The 20,113-nt window shown below is 42.7% G+C and carries 18 protein-coding genes; 11 read left to right on the top strand and 7 right to left on the bottom strand.

What is annotated here, in order from left to right; genetic code table 11:
• Positions 1-87 precede the first annotated feature (87 nt).
• The 4 genes from L6E24_RS01850 to L6E24_RS01835 are packed head-to-tail and all read left to right on the top strand — an operon-like array spanning position 88 to position 5,028.
• Positions 88-792 (top strand): Nif3-like dinuclear metal center hexameric protein, encoded by a 705-nt coding sequence (locus tag L6E24_RS01850; protein ID WP_257743039.1) that lies wholly within the window; start codon positions 88-90, stop codon positions 790-792.
• A complete protein-coding gene (locus L6E24_RS01845; RefSeq protein WP_257743038.1) occupies positions 792-1,124 on the top strand; it encodes an SWIM zinc finger family protein in 333 nt (110 codons plus the stop codon). The genes L6E24_RS01850 and L6E24_RS01845 overlap by 1 nt, the downstream gene beginning before the upstream one ends.
• Before the next feature lie 54 nt (positions 1,125-1,178).
• Complete coding sequence (gene alaS / locus L6E24_RS01840) at positions 1,179-3,917, top strand: alanine--tRNA ligase (protein WP_257743037.1); 2,739 nt, start codon at positions 1,179-1,181, stop codon at positions 3,915-3,917.
• A gap of 28 nt (positions 3,918-3,945) precedes the next feature.
• Entirely contained in the window at positions 3,946-5,028 is a 1,083-nt protein-coding gene (locus L6E24_RS01835; RefSeq protein ID WP_257743036.1) for an ArsR/SmtB family transcription factor, read from the top strand.
• A 55-nt stretch (positions 5,029-5,083) separates the two neighbouring features.
• Here the strand turns inward: L6E24_RS01835 and L6E24_RS01830 are convergent, their stop codons facing one another.
• Positions 5,084-6,301, bottom strand: coding sequence for a U32 family peptidase (locus tag L6E24_RS01830; protein WP_257743035.1), 1,218 nt, complete (start codon positions 6,299-6,301; stop codon positions 5,084-5,086).
• Between the two features lie 205 nt (positions 6,302-6,506).
• On the opposite strand from L6E24_RS01830, the gene L6E24_RS01825 reads away from it, so the two are divergent.
• The 3 genes from L6E24_RS01825 (at position 6,507) to mch (ending at position 9,233) form a co-directional block, all read left to right on the top strand.
• Positions 6,507-6,974 (top strand): helix-turn-helix domain-containing protein, encoded by a 468-nt coding sequence (locus L6E24_RS01825; protein WP_257743034.1) that lies wholly within the window; start codon positions 6,507-6,509, stop codon positions 6,972-6,974.
• Between the two features lie 286 nt (positions 6,975-7,260).
• Positions 7,261-8,154 carry a bile acid:sodium symporter family protein gene (locus L6E24_RS01820; protein WP_257743033.1) on the top strand — a complete coding sequence of 298 codons (894 nt, stop codon included), beginning with the start codon at positions 7,261-7,263 and terminating at the stop codon, positions 8,152-8,154.
• Positions 8,155-8,273: 119 nt separating this feature from the next.
• Positions 8,274-9,233 (top strand): methenyltetrahydromethanopterin cyclohydrolase, encoded by a 960-nt coding sequence (gene mch / locus L6E24_RS01815; RefSeq protein WP_257743032.1) that lies wholly within the window; start codon positions 8,274-8,276, stop codon positions 9,231-9,233.
• Positions 9,234-9,268: 35 nt separating this feature from the next.
• Here mch and L6E24_RS01810 read toward each other — a convergent pair whose 3' ends face one another.
• From L6E24_RS01810 to L6E24_RS01790, 5 genes are all read right to left on the bottom strand, one after another.
• Positions 9,269-9,619 carry a hypothetical protein gene (locus L6E24_RS01810; RefSeq protein WP_257743031.1) on the bottom strand — a complete coding sequence of 117 codons (351 nt, stop codon included), beginning with the start codon at positions 9,617-9,619 and terminating at the stop codon, positions 9,269-9,271.
• Between the two features lie 75 nt (positions 9,620-9,694).
• Positions 9,695-9,991, bottom strand: a complete 297-nt coding sequence (locus L6E24_RS01805; RefSeq protein WP_257743030.1) for an NADH-quinone oxidoreductase subunit I — start codon at positions 9,989-9,991, stop codon at positions 9,695-9,697.
• Positions 9,992-10,011: 20 nt separating this feature from the next.
• Positions 10,012-10,476, bottom strand: a complete 465-nt coding sequence (locus tag L6E24_RS01800) for a hypothetical protein (RefSeq protein ID WP_257743029.1) — start codon at positions 10,474-10,476, stop codon at positions 10,012-10,014.
• Positions 10,477-10,487: 11 nt separating this feature from the next.
• A complete protein-coding gene (locus tag L6E24_RS01795; RefSeq protein ID WP_257743028.1) occupies positions 10,488-10,973 on the bottom strand; it encodes a pyridoxamine 5'-phosphate oxidase family protein in 486 nt (161 codons plus the stop codon).
• 40 nt (positions 10,974-11,013) lie between these two features.
• Positions 11,014-12,096, bottom strand: a complete 1,083-nt coding sequence (locus L6E24_RS01790; RefSeq protein ID WP_257743027.1) for a heterodisulfide reductase-related iron-sulfur binding cluster — start codon at positions 12,094-12,096, stop codon at positions 11,014-11,016.
• Between the two features lie 176 nt (positions 12,097-12,272).
• Here L6E24_RS01790 and L6E24_RS01785 point away from each other — a divergent pair, with 176 nt between their 5' ends.
• Genes L6E24_RS01785 through L6E24_RS01775 form a run of 3 tightly spaced genes read left to right on the top strand, consistent with a single transcriptional unit; the run spans position 12,273 to position 14,271 of the window.
• Positions 12,273-12,908 (top strand): CheR family methyltransferase, encoded by a 636-nt coding sequence (locus L6E24_RS01785; protein WP_257743026.1) that lies wholly within the window; start codon positions 12,273-12,275, stop codon positions 12,906-12,908.
• Positions 12,908-13,645, top strand: a complete 738-nt coding sequence (locus L6E24_RS01780; protein WP_257743025.1) for a CheR family methyltransferase — start codon at positions 12,908-12,910, stop codon at positions 13,643-13,645. Before L6E24_RS01785 ends, L6E24_RS01780 begins: the two co-directional genes overlap by 1 nt.
• 17 nt (positions 13,646-13,662) lie before the next feature.
• Positions 13,663-14,271, top strand: coding sequence for an MBL fold metallo-hydrolase (locus L6E24_RS01775; protein ID WP_257743024.1), 609 nt, complete (start codon positions 13,663-13,665; stop codon positions 14,269-14,271).
• A gap of 132 nt (positions 14,272-14,403) precedes the next feature.
• On the opposite strand, the gene L6E24_RS01770 is transcribed toward L6E24_RS01775, so the two are convergent.
• Positions 14,404-16,692 (bottom strand): PAS domain-containing protein, encoded by a 2,289-nt coding sequence (locus L6E24_RS01770; RefSeq protein WP_257743023.1) that lies wholly within the window; start codon positions 16,690-16,692, stop codon positions 14,404-14,406.
• A 191-nt stretch (positions 16,693-16,883) separates the two neighbouring features.
• On the opposite strand from L6E24_RS01770, the gene L6E24_RS01765 reads away from it, so the two are divergent.
• Positions 16,884-20,102, top strand: a complete 3,219-nt coding sequence (locus L6E24_RS01765) for a methyl-accepting chemotaxis protein (RefSeq protein ID WP_257743022.1) — start codon at positions 16,884-16,886, stop codon at positions 20,100-20,102.
• Positions 20,103-20,113 lie beyond the last annotated feature (11 nt).

Raw genomic sequence — 20,113 nt, 5'->3', positions numbered from 1 at the left:
AATCTCTAATTCAGCATATTTAAGTGTGTTGATTATTACGGTGGGTAATATCAAACAATTATACATCATCAGGATTAGATCAATACTATGGACATATCCGAATTTATCGCTCTTATGGAAAAGATTGCGCCGCCTGAACTTGCCGAAGATTTTGACGAAAACAGGATCGGGCTGATTATTGAGGGTAAATCCGAAGTTGACAATATCGCCTGTGCCCTTGATGCAACTGAATTCACCATTGCAAAAACCGCAGATCTGGGGTGCGACATGCTTGTTGTTCATCATACTCCCATATGGAATGGTCTTACCAGAATAAACGGAAGATCTGCCTCAATAATCAAAAAAGCGCTCATTTCCGGAGTTAACATCTATGCAATGCACACCAATTTTGATCATGCAGAAGGTGGAATTAATGATGCGCTCTCCGGACTGCTTGGACTTACCAATATCAGCAGTATGAGCCTTGGGGTTGTTGGGGACTGCGGCCTTGATTTAAACGGCATTTCTGAGCGGCTTAACGGCAGCCTGAGAGTTTACGGCAATCCTGAAGATGTCAGCAGGCTGGCTGTTGCAGGGGGGAGTGGATTTGATCTCTCTCTTATAAACGAGGCATATGAACTTGGGGCAGATGCCTTTCTCTCTTCAGAGCTGAAGCATAATGTCATGCTTGAGTCTCCTCTGCCTCTGATAGAATCAACTCATTATGACCTTGAATCTCCGGGGATGAAGTTTCTTGCCGGAAGAATGGGCTGGGAGTTTATTGATGAAAAACCAGATATCTGTATATACTGATGGATATTTACAGGGCACTTGATATCTCCGGCAGGCTGACTCCGGAACTGAGGCGTGAAATTGCCTGTGAATTTGGCAACAGGGGTAAAAAAGCTCTGGATGTGGTAGATCAGGGAAAAGTGCTCAGATACCGGGATTTTATTGTGGTGAAGGGAAAGACTGGCGACTACATCGTTGAGGATGGATTCTGCACATGCGATGATTTCACATTCCGGGGCAATGAGTGCTATCATATCATTGCTGCGAGAATTGCCCGGTATATTGGTTCTGAAACCAGAATTGACAGCTGGTATTCGGACATTCCAGGCTTTTTCGGGGATAAGTCAGAATAGCAAATCCTAATACATTTTCAGGTGAATATTTTAGTAATATAAGCGTGGTAACCTATGCTCGAGGAAGAGTATCAATTAGAATATTTTAAAGAAAAGGGATTTGTCAGAAAGATCTGCTCCAAATGCGGTTCAGCTTTCTGGACAAGGGATCCCGAACGTGAAACATGCGGGGATGCACCATGTGTTCCCTATGATTTCATAGGTAAACCGGTCTTTGAACCTCATTCAATTTCTGAAATGCGGGAAAAATATCTCTCTTTTTTTGAAGGGCACGGCCATAAGAGAATAGAGAGATACCCTGTAGCTGCAAGGTGGAGGGATGATATATATCTCACAATTGCATCAATCGCTGATTTTCAGCCATTTGTTACAAGCGGAGTAGTTCCGCCGCCTGCAAATCCGCTTACGATCTCACAGCCGTGTATAAGGCTTAATGACCTGGATTCTGTGGGACGCTCAGGAAGGCATCTGACAACCTTCGAGATGATGGCGCACCACGCATTCAATACGCCAAGGGAAGAGATCTACTGGAAGGACAGAACTGTAGGGCTTTGTGATGAATTTCTGGCATCTATTGGTGCGGATATTAATGATATTACCTATAAAGAGCATCCCTGGATAGGCGGAGGAAATGCAGGCCCAAGTGTTGAGGTGCTGATAGGCGGCCTTGAGGTTGCAACTCTTGTTTTTATGAGCCTTGGCAAGGCCAAGAGTGATAAACCGCCTGTAGAGCTTGAGGGTGTGCCATATTATCCAATGGACTTACGGATTGTCGATACCGGATACGGCCTTGAGAGGCTTGTCTGGGCATCCAAAGGTTCACCTACAATATACGACGCGGTATTTCCGGAGATTGTCAACGACCTGATGGGTTATGCAGGAATTGATCATTTTCTCGATGATCCTGAATTCACCAATATTCTCGGCCTTAACGCAAAGTATGCAGGTCTGATGGATATAACCGGTTCAAACCTTATCTCCATGAGAAAGGAAGTTGCGAATAATATAGGCGTTACTTTTGAGAAGCTTCAGAGTATTATGGACCCTGTTGAACGCATATATGCAATTGCCGATCATACCCGCTGTCTTGCCTATATGCTTGGCGACTGCATAGTTCCTTCAAATGCACATGAGGGTTATCTTGCCCGGCTTGTAATACGCAGAACTCTCAGGATGATGAATGAGACCGGCATGGAAGTTAATCTTGCAGATCTCGTTGCTGCCCAGATGAAGACTGTCGGCCTGGATTCGTTCTCACAGGATATGAGCATTGTTGAAGAGATCATAGGCAATGAGATTGTAAAATACGACCAGACGATGGCGAGAGGCAGGAGAATTGTCCAGAAGATTGCCCGTGAGCATCACAAAAATAACGAATCTGTCCCCTTAAATGAGATTGTCAGACTGTATGATTCACATGGCATTCCGCCTGAGATTGTAAAGGAGGTCTCGGCTGAGGAGGGCGCAGAGGTCGATCTTCCGGATAACTTCTACTCAGCTATTGCCGACCTGCACTCTGAAACAGATGATACTGTCAAAGAAGATCCCTTTGCTGAATTCAGGGAGAGAATTGACGCACTCCCGCCGACAAAGAAGCTCTTTTATGAACAGGTTGCAGATACCGAATTTGACGCAATGGTCATCGATCAGTTTGACGATTACATTGTTCTTGACCAGACGCTCTTTTATCCGGAAGGTGGTGGTCAGCCGTCTGATATTGGCAGAATAATCTCTGATGATGTCATGGTGAAGGTAATCCACTCTATGAAGGTAGGGGACGTTATTCTTCACAAGGTGAAAGGTGATCCGGTCAGGCGCGGTGTTCAGATTAAGGGAATTGTTGACGAGAGTTTCCGCTGGACAATGATGAGGCATCACACTGCCACACATGTCCTGCTCTGTGCTGCAAGGGAGGTGCTTGGTAAGCATATTCATCAGTCAGGTGCGCAGAAAGGGTTTGACTCATCAAGAATTGATCTCCGGCATTTCAGGCACATAACACCTTCTGAACTTAAAAAGATTGAAATTGCGGCCAACAGGATTGTTCTTCAGAACATTCAGGTTATTATTGAATGGAAGAGCAGGACCAAGGCGGAGCAGAAGTACGGTTTTGATCTCTATCAGGGTGGTGTCCCTCCCGGAAAGAAGATACGTATTGTCAGGGTTGCTGATGATATTCAGGCCTGTGCAGGGACACACTGCCGGAGCACAGGAGAGATAGGTTCAATTAAGATTATAAGGGTTGAGCATGTCCAGGACGGTATTGAGAGAGTGGAGTTCTCAGCCGGACTTTCGGCTATATCATATATGCAGGGTGTTGAGGATATCGCCGACACCTCTGCTGCCACACTGAGTGTTCAGCGTGAAAACCTTCCGCAGTCGGTTGACAGGTTCTTCTCGGAATGGAAAGAGCAGAGAAAGGACATTGAGAAACTTCAGAAGGAACTTGCTGATCTCAGGATTAACTCGCTCTCTTCAGAGGATATAAACGGCATTCCTGTCGCGGTCCATGAACTGAATGCGACTCCCAGGGAGCTTATGACAGTTGCCACATCCTTTGCCAATAAGGGCGGTGTGGGCCTGATTATCGGTGGTGAGGAGAAGCTTCATGTTGTCGCCGCATCCGGTACAGATGATGTTGATGCCTCTGAGGTTGTAAAAACGGTATGCAACATTCTTGGCGGCAGAGGTGGCGGAAAGAAGGGTCTTGCACAGGGTGTCGGAAATGACAGAATGCAGCTTGGTAATGCCCTCTCTTCCGGAAAGGAACTGATTACAAGACTTCTTAAATAAACTCTCCAAAAATACTTAATTTTTATAAATGTCTGAAGATCTCATAATTTTAGAACCGGGTGATGAGAGGGCCAAAAAGATAGGTAAGGCAATGGCCAGCCCTGTCGCGGGTGAAATTATGGGATTTCTCCGGTCAAAAGATATGACACTCTCAGACATTACAGATAATCTTGGCATTCCAATGACGACTGCCAAGTACCATGTTGAAAATCTCCTCGATTCGGGCATGGTTGAGATCAGAAGAATAAAATACAGTGAGAAGGGGCGTGAGGTCAAGGTTTACGGGGCATCCGGGCAGGTTGTTATTATGTCTGCCGGAAATAAGGATTTAAGATCCATTCTTTTAAAGTATGCTTCGGTCTTTGGCCTCCTGATACTGGCTTCTCTTTTCGTATTCGGCATTTCAGGCGTTATTCCGGGTATGATCTCTTCAGATCTGAATCAGGGTATTTCTCCGGATACTATGGTATTTGGTTTGTCTGGTTATGACGAATCTGAAGCTGTGTCTGCCGCATCTGCATCTGATAACTACAGCGGCGGCGGTGGTGGTTATAGCAGATCTGATGTGACGGAAGAGACTGCCCTGCCTGAACCGGCGGCTAAAGGTGCACTGCCGCCCGGACTGCCGGAAGACGGGCAGAGGGCTGAAGTGCAGGCATATGCCACAGCATCTGATAACGGCAATGAAGTACAGGTGGAAGTTGTCGCTGACGATACAGGTGATGAGAGATCAGGTGAATATAGTGAATATAGTGCAGCTGTTATAACCGGAAGATCTGCCGGTTCAGGTTCTGCCGGCGTTTCAGATGTTTGGGAAGATAATTATCTGCCTGCAGATATGATTCATATGATGGTTCTCTCATTCTTCTTTGGAGGATGTCTTGTACTGGTGGTTCTGATGCTGTATGAGGCTGTAATCTGGAGGAAAGAGAAGAGTTTCTGGCAGGAATACAACCGGAATAATAAGAATTATATTCCGGATAATGTGGAGAATACATCTGCCGGATGTGATGACAGGAGCAGTGCCCGTAATTCAGAACAAAAATCTGAAACTGAAACTGAAACTGAAACTGAATCTAAAACTGAAACAGAGCACACTCACGAGTCATGACTTATTAGATATGATTTATAATCCGACGATAATGCCGGATTAAATAGTTCTTTTTTTACTCTTCTTTTCTCTTTATGATGAATATCTTATCCTTTGGCCTGACTGTAAAAGGTATTTTTATCCCGCAGTTCTGGCCTTTTAAGGCAGACTCTACAGTTTTGTGTTCAATCTGTATTTCATCAACTATATTGTAATCTGCCGGAGTTGTCCTGCCGTAAATCAGAATTTTATCTCCGGTTTTCAGATCTCCGGCACGAATGAGAATTTCAGCAACTTTAATTTTCCTGTAATATTTTACAACCTCTCCGCAGTACACTTTGGACTCAGTCGCAGACGGCCCACTGCTGATCCAGTCTCTTTCAGTCCCTTTATAAAATCCCTGTGAAAATCCCCGGTTATATGCCTTTGCAAGTTCCCCTTTAAGCTCCCCTGCAAGTTCCGGACTAAAATTTCCGGCATAAACCGCATCCAGAGCCTTTCTGTAACAGGAGACTGTGGTTTTAACGTACTCCGGTGGTCTGATCCTCCCCTCAATTTTAAAAGAGCTGATTCCGGCATTGACAAGCTCAGGAAGAATCTCAACCGAACATAAATCCTTTGGACTGAGCACAAAATTATGCCCTAAAATGTATGAGTTGTCCTCCTCTTCAACATCAGTTATTCTGTACAGTCTCCGGCATGGTTGCAGGCACTGCCCGCGGTTTGCAGATTTGCCAAATGTATCAGCAGAGAGAAAACACCTGCCTGACATACTGACACACATAGCACCATGAATAAATGTTTCAATCTCACAGTTAAGGCCGTCAGCTTCAGCAAGTCTGTGTATTTCAGATATGTCAGAAAGTGAACATTCCCTCGCCAGAATTATTCTTTCAGCCCCCAAATCTGCATAATACTTAAATGCCCGGTAATTTGAGACACTCGCCTGCGTTGAGATATGAATGGACATTCCGGCTTTTTTTGCCAGATCAAAGACTGCCATATCCCAGCAGATGACAGCATCCACTCCGGCTGATTTGGCAGCCGGAATAACTTTCTCAAGCTTTTCCAGTTCATGGTTATAAAAAATAGTATTCAGTGTCAGATAACCCGTTTTATTATTTTCATGCAGATAATCCATAATTACCGGAAGTTCACTGATCTCAAAATTTCCGGCATTGTCCCGCATATTCATATTTTTAATGCCGAAATAGACAGCATCCGCACCATTTAAAACAGCTGTCTTCAGGCAGGACCAGTCACCGGCAGGTGCTAACAGTTCAGTCTTTCTCATTTGTTATTATCGTTTTGACTTTGCAGGATTATAGTCATTCACCTACGCTTCGTTAAGTTATCCTCTCCGGAATAAATAGCGGCACTTTGAAATTTCCACAAATATTATAGATCTACGCAAAAGTATTTTTACTATTGCCGTCTAATTACGTGACATGGTAAATTGTGAGCATGTTCATATAATTCAACATATTTCAGAAGATGAATTGAAAGCCTGGATAAAAAAAGAAAAAGATGGCGATACTCTCAAACGCCTTATATTTATAAAAATGAGATATTCCGGATTAAGTGTAAATAAAGCCTCCGGGAGAGTTGGAGCTTCTAAATCTACAGGTTATAACTGGCAGAACGCATGGAATGAAAGCGGATGCGACGGACTTCAGCGTCAATATGGTGATGGGCGACCTTCCAAACTTTCGGATGAACAAATGGAAGAGTTATATCGCTTACTGGGTGAAAGAGAACACTGGACAGTAAAAGAAGTTGTTGAACTGGTATTTCAGAAATTTTCTGTTGAATATAGTGCATCACAAATTACAAGGATCTTAAAATATAAGTTAAAACTTCATTATATGAAACCATATTCCACAGATTACCGGCGGCCGGAAGGTGCAGAGGTGATTCAGGATAAAAATGCCACGGATGAGCAGAAACATGGTTGTTGGTTACTTTGATGAATTTTCCTCCCGGACAACCGCTAATATTCAAAGAATATGGAGTATTGGTCAGTTATACTAAGAGACGGATCAATCGGGATTTATTCTCCGGAATTTATCCATAATCTTATGCGGAATAGTATTGACAATAAAATAATTGTTGGGATATTGAAGTTTAATCATGTGTGGTGTATAATTTAATCGGATGTATGTTTGTGTTGCTCCTTTTTTAAACCGGAATTCGTCCGAAATACCGATTAATAACAGGTAATATTAATACCTCTGATATAAATGTGATTATAACGTGTTTATAAGCCAGATATTACTCGGACTGATATATCTCTTCATTATATCCTCAATGTTTTCAATCGGACTTGGATTGTCCTTTAAAAACATTGAAAAAGCACTTTTAAAAAAGGGAGTGCTCACCACGGCCCTATTCATTAATCTGCTCATAATCCCGCTTGTGGCAGTTGTCCTTATAATGTTTCTCTATATCCGGGGCGATGTAATGTCCGGCTTTCTGGCAATGGCATGTGCACCCGGTGCATCATATGCACCAAGAATTACTGAAGCTGCAAACGGTGATGTAGGTCATTCAACCGGACTGATGTTTCTCCTGTGTACTCTTGCAGTGTTTACAACTCCTTTCACCCTGATGCTGATAATCCCTGAATCAGCAGCAATAGACCCCTGGCCGGTGATAAAAACCCTGGCAATAATTCAGATAATTCCGATTCTGACCGGAATGCTTCTGAGGGCAGAAAAACCTGCAATTGCTGACCGTCTGTCAGGCAGTGCATTCTGGGCATCCAATCTCTCCGGAGCAGTGGTGATTGTATTATCTCTTACATTAATATTTATCTCCGGATCAGAACAGGGTTTTTCCCTGGATATTAAAGATACAGGTGTGATAACTGCAATCATTCTGATCACATTAATCTCAATAATAATATCCTATTATGCAGGGGGAGAAACTACAGAAGAGAAGAAATCAATGGCAATAAGTTCAGCAAACAGAAATGCCGGAGTTGCTTTTCTGATAACACTGAGCAGTTTTGAATCTGTCCACACAGCATTGATAATTATTATATTTTATATTATAGTTCAGACTTTGTTCACCGGGATTCTGGCAATAAAATGGCTCAGAAATGATATGAAAGCCGGTAAAAAGACAATAATATCCGGAGGTGATTAGGAAAAACCGGCAGCGTCCCACTAGTTTTTGCTGGAATTAACAGAGGAGACATTTCCAGGAAATTTAGCAGAAACTTATTTCTAATCAGAAACAACAGGTCTGTTAACGGAGAATTTATTATGATCAGCATAAACCAGCTTACAGAGCCAATTGTACAGGAGATGATAATAAGGCAGTCAGAACTTGAAGTATCATCCAATACTCTTGAAAACAAAGCTACAATAATTGACTGCGGAATAAATGTCAGGGGTAGTTATCAGGCAGGAATAATGTACGTACAGGCATGCCTGGGCGGACTTGCCACTGCCGGAATCACAACCGGCCATATTAACGGGATTCCTTTCCCTTTTCTCGACCTGACCATTCAGCATCCGGCCATAGCATGCCTTGGATCACAGAAAGCCGGATGGATTATAAAGACTGAAGGCTATTCTGCGATGGCTTCCGGCCCTGCAAGGGCACTGGCCCTAAAGCCGAAAAAGACCTACAGCACCATAGGCTACAGTGACATATCAGAGACTGCGGTCATAGCACTTGAATCTGACAGATTTCCGGATATAAAAACCACTGAATATATCGCAGAAAAATGCGGCATTGATCCATCAGGACTCACAATACTGATTGCACCGATAAACTCCCTTGTGGGATCAATCCAGATTTCGGCAAGAGTTGCAACAATGGTTCTTCATTCACTTGAGGAGAACGGCTCTGACCTTAGCCTTATAAGGCATGCCACAGGACGTTCACCCATTGCTCCGGTGAAGAAAAATAAGATGGAGGCGATGGGAACAACAAACGACTGCAACATATACTATGGTTCAGTATGCCTCACAACAGAGGGATATGATCCTGTATATGAGGGGATAATCTCGCAGTCCTCGCCTGACTATGGCAGGCCGTTTTACAGATTATTTAAGGAGGCCGGATACGATTTCATGAAAATTGACTCAAAACTTGCGTTCTCGCCTGCCGAAATTATGATCAACGACTGCTCAACAGGAGAAGTCTTCAGCTTTGGATCTTTAAACGGAGATGTAATTCTGGAATCATTCGGCCTGCATCAGCATAAACAGGCATAAGGTATAGATTGTAAAATTGCCGCCCGGAATAATAGTCAGCAGGTTACATGAATGATGGCTGAATATTTCCGGGTTTCAACTTTAATTTCAGGAATAATTTCAGGAGTAGTACCAATAACTGCTCTATAATCTGCAAGTATTTCTTCTGCATCCGGAGTTATCGGAAGTGCACCATTCTGTCCGGTACCGACATAAACAACTTCAGGCCTCTCCTCTCTCAGAAATTCAAGTTCATCTGAAGTAAGTGGCGTATGACCATATATTCCTTTAAGTTTCTTTGATCCCTTCCTGTTTCTTCTGGTAATACTGCCGTCAGTATGGATGACAATATCATACTCAAAAGTCTCACCATTGATTCTTATCCAGCCAAAATTGGTTTCGATCATATTTCTGCCCCCCTGTAATTTTTATAACTGCGGCTCTGAAAAAAAGATGTCCGGAAAATGATTTACATGAAAGAATCATTCCGGTGTTTTCTTATCTCTATATCTCTGTATTGCACGATCTACATATTCAGTCATCTGTACAGCTCCGACAACACATGCCTGTGAGCATTTACCGCACCCGATACAGGTGTCAGGATTTGTTATCCATGCTTTATCCACCTTCTTTCCAAGATCTATGAGTTCTATTGAACCGGTTGGGCATACCTCAACACAGTCCCCACATCCCTCACAGGAGAAAGGAATAATCCAGGGGAATTTCTTTGGAATTTTTTTATCTGCTGATCCCTGATTCTCTGTACTATCACTGCTCATCTGACACTCCGTAACTATAATTACTTTCTGGGGATATCCTTCCAGCGCACCTTTTCCCAGTCGCACACCTCATCAGGTGACATAATATCAAGCCGCTGTCCGGCTTCAGCTCCTGGTTTTGTGCAGTATATCTCACTGATCTTTACATACAGCACTGCATATGTATCAACCGCCTCAGCATCCTTTGCAATATTGTCAAACAAAGGCCCTTCCTTTACCAGATGGCCAATTCCCTTGAACTGAAATGAAGCCCTTATTCCTCCCTGATGTGATACCCCAAAGGCAACCCACGGATTAACCGATAATGCCGGATAGATCACAGAGAGTTCATCCTTTGCAAGCGCAAATGCAACCTCGTCCTCTCCTGTTACTCTGGCATAACGGCCAAGAGCAACATATGGAACACCCTGTGGTGTTGCAACACAGAGGTGGCAGCCCATCTTTTCGATCCATGCCTGCATCCTTTCTGTCAGTTTTACTGTCATTTTAATCACACCTACAAAATTTTCTCCCCGGCATGGCCAGGCTCAATTGAGTATGCCTCTTCCACATGCACTACAACAACACCACGCTGGGCGGCTTTTGGAAATACAATGTCAGGCGGCACTTCTTCCGGAGGTTCAGATCTATTCCAGTCTCCCCATTCATTCAGGATGTCTGTTGCATTTGCACCATACCAGTCAAAATCACGCGGGAAACCGTACTCAATATCAACTGCCTTTCCTTTAAATGCCCACCATCGGCCCTCTTTCAGCGGGTGGCAGATTGCAACCGTTACATTGGGATTTTCCTTGATGTTCATCTTGGTCTTTAATAGGAACATATCTGCAATAAGAATTTTATCCTCCATATGGGTTGCAACAAAACGCATTGCCGCAATATTCGGCTTTCCGTCCAGACTTGATGTACAGAGGTACACCAGACTGCCGCCTTTTCCGGGCACTCTTAGCCCATCTTTCATCTCTTCAGTAAATTTAACCATTTTTAATCACCTTTTTCAAAGATATGATATTATGTTCCGGTTATCTGACCGGATAGCCAAAAGCTGCCATACCTGCCTCTCCAATGTCCTCACCAAGAGCCAGTCTTACCAGCTGAGTGATATAAACCGGTTCGAGATTAAGTTTCCTGCATGTCATTCTCATAATTGCGATGCAGGCCGGACAGATGAAGACATAACGCTCAGCTCCTGCATCAATTGCGTCCTGAATATTCATCTTCTGAATGTTAAGCGCCCTCTCGTGCTGGGAGTGAAATATACTTGAGCCGCAGCAGAGCCTGTTCTCTCCGGTATATTTCCGGTTCGCTTCAACTGACTCAACACCAATCATCTCAAATATCTCACGAGTCCAGTCTGACCAGATCTCACCGTCTCCGCGGTCAGGTGCATATCTTGTGGTGCATCCTCCCTGAAGGCCTGCTTTCAGGTTAAGTGGGGTTATCTCATCCTTGTGCTCTTTTAACCAGTTGCGTATGTACTCCAGAATATGAACCGGTCTGAATTCAACTTCCATATTCTGCGACATTGCAAGAGTGGTAGCCACATTGTAGCAGGCATCATGAGTGAATACAATCTCATCAACACCAAACTCCTCTGCGGCATGGGACAGATTTTTTATAAACGCAGGCAGATTTTTAAGCGGCCTTGAAGCCCGGCCAAGATGCGTCTCCGTAAAACCACAGGCAATATCTCCGCCTCCAATCAGAGTTGCATCGTCAAACATCTTTCCTTTAAGAAATTCCTCCTGCGGAACAACTTCATAAATGCCACCCATGGAGATAAGCGGGCCGCCGGGTTTTCCACGCCTCACTTTATACGGTTTTACAAGCCAGTCACTTGACGGCTTTGCATCTGCCGGAATTTTAAGTATATCTGTCTGCTCCTGTCGCCATGCAATCAGATCCCAGGGATTTGCACCTGTAGGACAGAAATCATTGCAGGCTGCGCAGGTTATGCATTCAGAGAGAATCGGAGATTCCTCACCTGAAATAAGTGTCCGGATTGCATCCTTTGCCATTTTTTCATCATATGAAACATAAGGGCAGCGTGTAAGGCACTCGCCCCTGCACCTTGAAAAGTCACATTTTGAACTGTCAAAACCCATTTATACCACAGACTGCAATTAGAATTTATTCTATTTGTAAGTTGTGGTTGAGCACTGAATATTTCAACAATATCCAAAATATTTCAGGAAATACCGGATTATTAAGCATATCTCAACCAGGCAGGTGTAAAAAAGGATCATTTTAACATATATAGCCAATTATAATTTCATTGAATATGGCATTTACTTTCTTTTTCCGTGACCTTGATGCAATAAAACTGATCCCGGAATATGTTCTGCCCACGGTTGCAGATAAGGAGAATATCACAATCTGGGATGCCGGATGTGCAAACGGCCCTGAAGTCTATTCACTGCTGATTCATTTAAAAGAAAATACCGATGAAGAAATATTCAGCAAAATAACTGTTGTAGCATCCGATATAGACAGCAGCAGAATTTTTGGTGAAGCAATAAATACAGGCAGGTACAGAAAAAACCAGATCTCATCAGTACCTCCGGAAATTATGAAGAGATACTTTTCACATAACGAAGATGAACCGGATGTTTTCATCATTGACGAAGAATTAAGGGAGAAGATCAGTTATCACAGGCATGATCTTCTCTCATTAAAAACAATAGGGAATAATTTTGATATAATTATCTGCAAGCACGTCCTGCAGCATTTTACTCCGGAAGAACAGAAAAATGTGATTAAAATGTTTTACAATTCACTTGCCAAAGAGGGTTTTTTACTGACCGAATTTTCACAGGATATGCCGGAATGCTTCCGGAAACATTTTTCACGCATTGTACCTGATCAGAATCTCTACAGAAAAAAATTAACCACGGAAAATATAAATGAGGTGCAGTAATGGGTGCAACATACTTCTTTCGTGATCTTCACACCCTGAATATGGTACACTCGGTAATTATCCCTGAAATTATAAGATATAAAAAATCAGTGGGTGATCCTGAAGATAAGACCAAATACCACGGGACGTTAAAAGAGAAAACTGAAAGCACCGGTACATATAATAAGAATAATCATCCGGAATTCACAGACATAAATGCCGGAACCGGGATAAATATCTGGAGTGCCGGTTGTGCAAATGGTTCGGAACCATATACACTTGCAATTATTCTTAAAGAGGCTCTGGATGATCTCCGGTTCTCAGAGATAAATATTTATGCAACAGATATAGATCCAAATAACAGATTTAAAGCCATTATTGACAGAGGTTCATATCCGGAAGAAGCCCTTGCAAAAATACCTGCCGGAATGTTTAACAGATACTTTGATAAAGATCCGGAGAAGAACGGAAATCACATAATCTCTGATAATATCAGAAATCATGTGAAATATATTCATCATGATCTCCTGTCACTGAGACCTGTGGCAGAAAAACCGTTTGATGTAATATTATGCAAAAATGTTCTTCTCCATTTTTCAGAAGAACAGCGGATAAATGTGATAAATATGTTTTATAATTCACTCACAGACGGAGGTTTTTTTATCACCGAACAGACCCAGAAGATGCCTGAACAGTTATCAGTTAAGTTTGAACAGATTGTGAGCAATGCCAGAATATACAGAAAAATAAGGTATTAAACCGGAGGTCTGTACAGTTGAAAGTCTTAAATCTAACCGAAAACCCGACAACATATACCTGCAATGTCTATTATCTGAAAAGTGAATTCAGTTCAGTTCCTTCAAATAATACAATTATAGACATAGGGAGGGACAGAATAATTTTTGAAAAGTTCAAAGATATTGTGGTATATCCCGGAAAAAAACTGATAGATCAGATAGTAATCACCCACAATCACTACGACCACACTTCCCTGCTTGAAGTAGTCAAGAAGGAATATTCACCTACGGTATTTGGATTTTCACCTTTTATTAAAGGAGTTGATGTTATACTGAAAGGAGGAGAATCCTTACTTATTGCAGATAAATATTTTGAAGTGATACATACTCCCGGACATACCCAGGATTCCGTCTGCCTGTACTGCAAAGACAATGGTTATCTGTTTGTGGGCGATACTCCGGTAATAATAAATCCGGGTGACTGGTCATTTGAGGAAAATTATGTGAGGGCAATGAAATATCTGTGCAGGAAAGAGGTTTCAAAGATCTTCTTTGGTCATGGCCCTCCTTTAGAGAAAAACTGTAATGAAAGGCTGAGAAGAACACTGGAAGTAATACTGGAGAGCGGGATTAAACCCGGCAATTAATAACCAAAAAACCGGATGAGAGTAGGTACGCAGCCATCGTCAGTTTGAAAAGAGCGGGATTAAATCCGGTAGCCAACAACCGGCAACAGTACTGCCAAAATTAAATATTGTTCCGGGAATAATCTGAGAGATTTATTCCTGAATGAAAGGTTTTACCTTTTCTTCTGTGATATTTGCAGAAACTCCGGATATTATCAGAGGTCTGTTTTTATCATCCCACTCCACAATTTTTCCGGAATTTGAGTACCATGCAACTGAACCGTCATCTGAAATTACTCTGTGTATTGATCGATAATATGGAACTGAACCGTTAGCATGATCTTCAATTGCCTTTGTGACTTTTTCGTAGTCTTCTGGATGAAGAGATCTCTTCCAGGGTATCTGAACTTTCTTTAATATGTATTCAGATCCCTTTATCGCCCTTTTATCGGGATAATAAAATGTCATCATTTCATTTTGCAGATTAATTTCAAAAATAGCCATCTTTGCAACGTTTAATGCAAAAGCAAGATGTTTCTGTGTTTTTATAATCTCACCGTCAGTTTTTATTCTAAGTAATGTTCCGTTCAGCAGACCTGAGGCAGATTCAAGTGTGTTTCTGGCGGCATCCGGAATTTCATCAAATTCCTTTGAGAAGAGGCAAAAAATTCCGGCAGGGATATTATTATACTTTACAGGAATTATTGCTACAGATTTATAATCATTTAATTCATGAATGTTATTTTCTTTTTGGAACGAATTTTTTATGCTGATATATTGTGGTCCTGCGCCTGAAATTTTAAGATTAATTTCCGGATATGACTCAATATTATTCAGGCATTCTGTTTCACTGTTATATAACCCATAGGATGAAAGAAGCCTGAATTTATCGTTGTATTTATCATAGGTGTAAAAACAGCCGGAATTCAGGTCAGTATATTTTACTGCATTTTCCAGGCACAGCTCTGTTGCCTCTTTTAATCCGGAGATCTGAGATAGTGAATTTATCAGTAATTTCTGAAATTCAAAGTCTTTTTTAATCTGAATTTTCTCAGATATGTCTGACTGAAGTCCGGACATTCGTATGGGAGTGCCATCCAGCCCTCTTGAACTAACCCTTCCTATTGCATACATCCAGACATAATAACCATCCTTATGTTTCATTCTGTATTCAGCTTCATAATAATCACTTATGCCGCTGAAATGGTCTTTCTGAGACTGAATTACATGCGGGAGATCTTCTGGATGAACTCTGGTTCTCCATGAGTCAATATTATTATTCATATCTTCAGGATACAGACCAAGCATTTCAGTCAGTTTCCGGCCAAAAACGGCCCTGTCTGTCACCAGATCCCAGTCCCAGAAAGCATATTTGGACCCTTCAATTGCAAGATTTAATCTATCTTCTGTCTCTTTTCTCTCTGAAATTTCTTCGATAAGTTCTCTGTTAATTGCCTGAAGTTCATTTGTACGTTCTTTAATAAGAATTTCAAGGTTGGAATGGTACATCTTAATCTGCTCTTCTGCACGTTTAAGTTCGGTAAAATCCCGGCCTGCCATCTGAAATTCGGTTAAAATGTGATTATCATCAAATATTCCCCTTATCTTCCACTGCTGCCACGATATTTCACCATTTGGAAGAACAACCTGTATCTCTTCTGTAATGACCGGATTATCAACCGTGAACCCTGAAAAATTGCCTGATATTATTTTATTAAGATTTAGTGGAAGGAATTTACGTCCGATAAGTTCGTCAGGACTTTTGCCCCTCATCTCACAGTACGCCCGATTGGCATAGGTAAAAGTTCCGTCAGGCATAACCCGGCAAATATATTCTGTCTGATCTTCAACAATTGTCCTGTAAAAATCCTCACTTTTCTCAGTTATATCCTTTGAACTGGCAGAAGCAGTTTTATCAATTAAAATAATGCACAAACCTGCTCTTCCGTCTTCAAGAACAACAGGCAGGAGAATAACCTTAAAATAATAATTATTCCCGTTAAGTGACGTATTGAGATATTTTACTGTTTTACATCCATTGAGGGCAGTTTTATAGTACATATTCAGTGTTTCATCCAGAAACAGCTGAATATCCAGTTCATCGGGTTTTTTTCCGACAATTACTTCAGGCACAGGGCCTGCCAGCTTCCTGAATTCTGTATTAATTTCAGTGATCCTCATTAATTTATTGAAATATACCTGTGGGTACGGGCAGAAATTCTTCAGAACGGATGTTGGTATTCGCCGGGATCTGTAATATATTTTTGCAGGCCCTATCTGTTTTATTTCAACATCTCCCTTCATCAGAAGCACACGGAGGTGGCGTGCAATGGTATCTCTGTTAAGATTCAGCTCAGCAGCGATATCTTTAATAATGACCCCGTCAGGATTTAATCCGAGAATGTCCAGTATCATATTTATTTCGTCTGTGTCATCTTTCATATTCAGGTTCAACTCACCGGGAGGTTAAGACACGGTACTGACAAAGTTGTGCGTCGTATAATATGTAAATATACTTTGTATCAATTAAGTTTATTGCTGGTCTGGCAGATTACAATATATTCTGCAGCAATATTTGCGACGCATATCCGGATCTAAAATATCCGGAGAGAATTTAAAAAGGAGGCAGAGAAATGGGAGTTAACAAAGCGGATCCATCAGGATCTGATTCCGAATTCATGGAGTATAATTCGGATATGTCAAAGGATGATTACATAAAGGAGAATGCAGATTTAAAGACGCAGCTCAGACTTGCCAGAAATTTTATCCTTGCTCTCTCTAAAGGAGAGAATATAGAAGACATCACTGAAGAATACTCCGGAAATACTGAAATATTAAAGAATAACATCAATGAAACCGGAGCGATTATAAATAATGTATTGAATGAACTGAATCTGATAACAAAATCAGCAATTGATGGCAAACTCGATACCAGAGGGAACTCTGATGAATTCCCCGGAGGATGGGGTTCAATCATCTCCAAAGTTAATAATACACTTGACGCAGTTGTCGGGCCGCTGAATGTCTCAGCCGAATACGTGGAGAGAATAAGCAGGGGTGATATTCCTGAGAGGATTACTGACAACTACAACGGCGACTTCAACGAGATCAAGAACAATCTCAATCTCTGCATTGATGCTGTAAACCTTCTGGTGGAGGACACCAATATGCTCGCAGAGGCCGGAGTGCAGGGAAGGCTTGATACAAGAGCTGATGTTTCCAGGCATGCAGGGGATTTTGCGGCCATAATCAGGGGCGTAAATGAGACGCTTGACGCAGTTGTCGGGCCGCTGAATGTCTCAGCCGAATACGTGGAGAGAATAAGCAGGGGTGATATTCCGGAGAGGATTACTGACAACTACAACGGCGACTTCAACGAGATCAAGAACAACCTCAATCTCTGCATTGATGCCGTAAACCTCCTGGTGGAAGATACCAATATGCTCGCAGAGGCCGGAGTGCAGGGAAGGCTTGATACAAGAGCTGATGTTTCCAGGCATGCCGGAGATTTTGCGGCCATAATCAGGGGCGTAAATGAGACGCTTGACGCAGTTGTCGGGCCGCTGAATGTCTCAGCCGAATACGTGGAGAGAATAAGCAGGGGTGACATTCCTGAGAGGATTACTGACAACTACAACGGCGACTTCAACGAGATCAAGAACAATCTCAATCTCTGTATTGATGCCGTAAACCTCCTGGTGGAAGATACCAATATGATCGCAGAGGCCGGAGTGCAGGGAAGGCTTGATACAAGAGCTGATGTTTCCAGGCATGCCGGAGATTTTGCGGCCATAATCCGGGGTGTCAATAACACACTTGACGCAGTTGTCGGGCCGCTGAATGTCTCAGCCGAATACGTGGAGAGAATAAGCAGGGGTGACATTCCTGAGAGGATTACTGACAACTACAACGGCGACTTCAACGAGATCAAGAACAACCTCAATCTCTGCATTGATGCCGTAAACCTCCTGGTGGAAGATACCAATACGCTGGCAGAAGCCGGAGTTCAGGGCAGGCTTGATACAAGAGCTGATGTTTCCAGGCATGCCGGAGATTTTGCGGCCATAATCAGGGGTGTCAATAACACACTTGACGCAGTTGTCGGGCCGCTGAATGTCTCAGCCGAATACGTGGAGAGAATAAGCAGGGGTGACATTCCTGAGAGGATTACTGACAACTACAACGGCGACTTCAACGAGATCAAGAACAATCTCAATCTCTGCATTGATGCTGTAAACCTTCTGGTGGAAGATACCAATATGCTCGCAGAGGCCGGAGTGCAGGGAAGGCTTGATACAAGAGCTGATGTTTCCAGGCATGCCGGAGATTTTGCGGCCATAATCAGGGGCGTAAATGAGACGCTTGACGCAGTTGTCGGGCCGCTGAATGTCTCAGCCGAATACGTGGAGAGAATAAGCAGGGGTGACATTCCGGAGAGGATTACTGACAACTACAACGGCGACTTCAACGAGATCAAGAACAATCTCAATCTCTGCATTGATGCTGTAAACCTTCTGGTGGAAGATACCAATATGCTCGCAGAGGCCGGAGTGCAGGGAAGGCTTGATACAAGAGCTGATGTTTCCAGGCATGCCGGAGATTTTGCGGCCATAATCAGGGGCGTAAATGAGACGCTTGACGCAGTTGTCGGGCCGCTGAATGTCTCAGCCGAATACGTGGAGAGAATAAGCAGGGGTGACATTCCGGAGAGGATTACTGACAACTACAACGGCGACTTCAACGAGATCAAGAACAACCTCAATCTCTGCATTGATGCCGTAAACCTTCTGGTGGAAGACACAGGTATGCTTACAAAAGCGGCATCAGAAGGAAAAATTACTATAAGAGCTGATGTATCGCGCCATGCAGGAGACTTTGCAGAAATTGTAAGAGGAGTAAATGAGACGCTTGACGCAATAGTGGAGCCGGTTAAAAAAGTAATAGATATTGCAAACAGAGTTGGCATAAGTATTCTTGATACCACCAAGGGTATAGATGAAGTAACCAGAGCCATAGAGCAGGTTGCAGTCAATACCCAGCAGACTTCAGAGGATTCAAGAAGGCAGATAGAATATATAGAAGATGCTGCAAGGGAAATATCAGATCTGTCAGCTTCAATTGAAGAGATTGCAAGTACATCTCAGGAAGTCAAAGGCTCTGCCGAGGAGGTTACGTCACTTGGTCAGGAAGCTAAAAACCTTGGAAATATTGCAAATAACAAGATGCAGGAAGTAGAGAAGATCTCTTTATTAAGTGTGAAAGAAATTGACGCACTCAATGAGAAGATGGTTGAGATTAGCAATATAATAAAACTCATAACAGATATCTCAAACCAGACAAATCTCCTTGCATTAAATGCCGCGATTGAAGCTGCAAGGGCCGGAGAACACGGGCGCGGATTCGCAGTAGTTGCCGGAGAGGTCAAAAACCTGGCAGGAGATTCAAAGAAGGCTACGGACAACATTGAAAAACTCATAATTGGAATTCAGAAAGACAGCTCTAAGACTGCTGAATCAATGAAATCTGCATATAATGAAATTCAGTCAGGCATTGAAAGCGTGAATGAAACAATTATTGCCTTAAACAGTATGGTAATCGGTGCTGACAATGCCGGAAGGGCAATAAATGAAATAGCAAAAGCCACCGAAGATCAGGCAGATGCCACCAACCGTGTAATGCAGACAATGGAAAAGACCACACAGGTTACCCACAAAAACATGAAGAGAATAGAGGATATTGCAGCACTGACTGAGGAAGTCTCCGCTTCATCTGAAGAGGTCGGAAGCGGAGCTGACGAAGTGGCAGGAATGGCAGAAGACCTTAAAAAATCAGTTGAAGTCTTTAAGGTATAATCCGGAGATGC

Source organism: Methanoplanus endosymbiosus (assembly GCF_024662215.1).
GTDB classification, from domain to species: Archaea; Halobacteriota; Methanomicrobia; order Methanomicrobiales; family Methanomicrobiaceae; genus Methanoplanus; species Methanoplanus endosymbiosus.
Note: the sequence above shows the minus strand (reverse complement) of the source record. Positions and strands in the feature narration are given on the sequence as shown.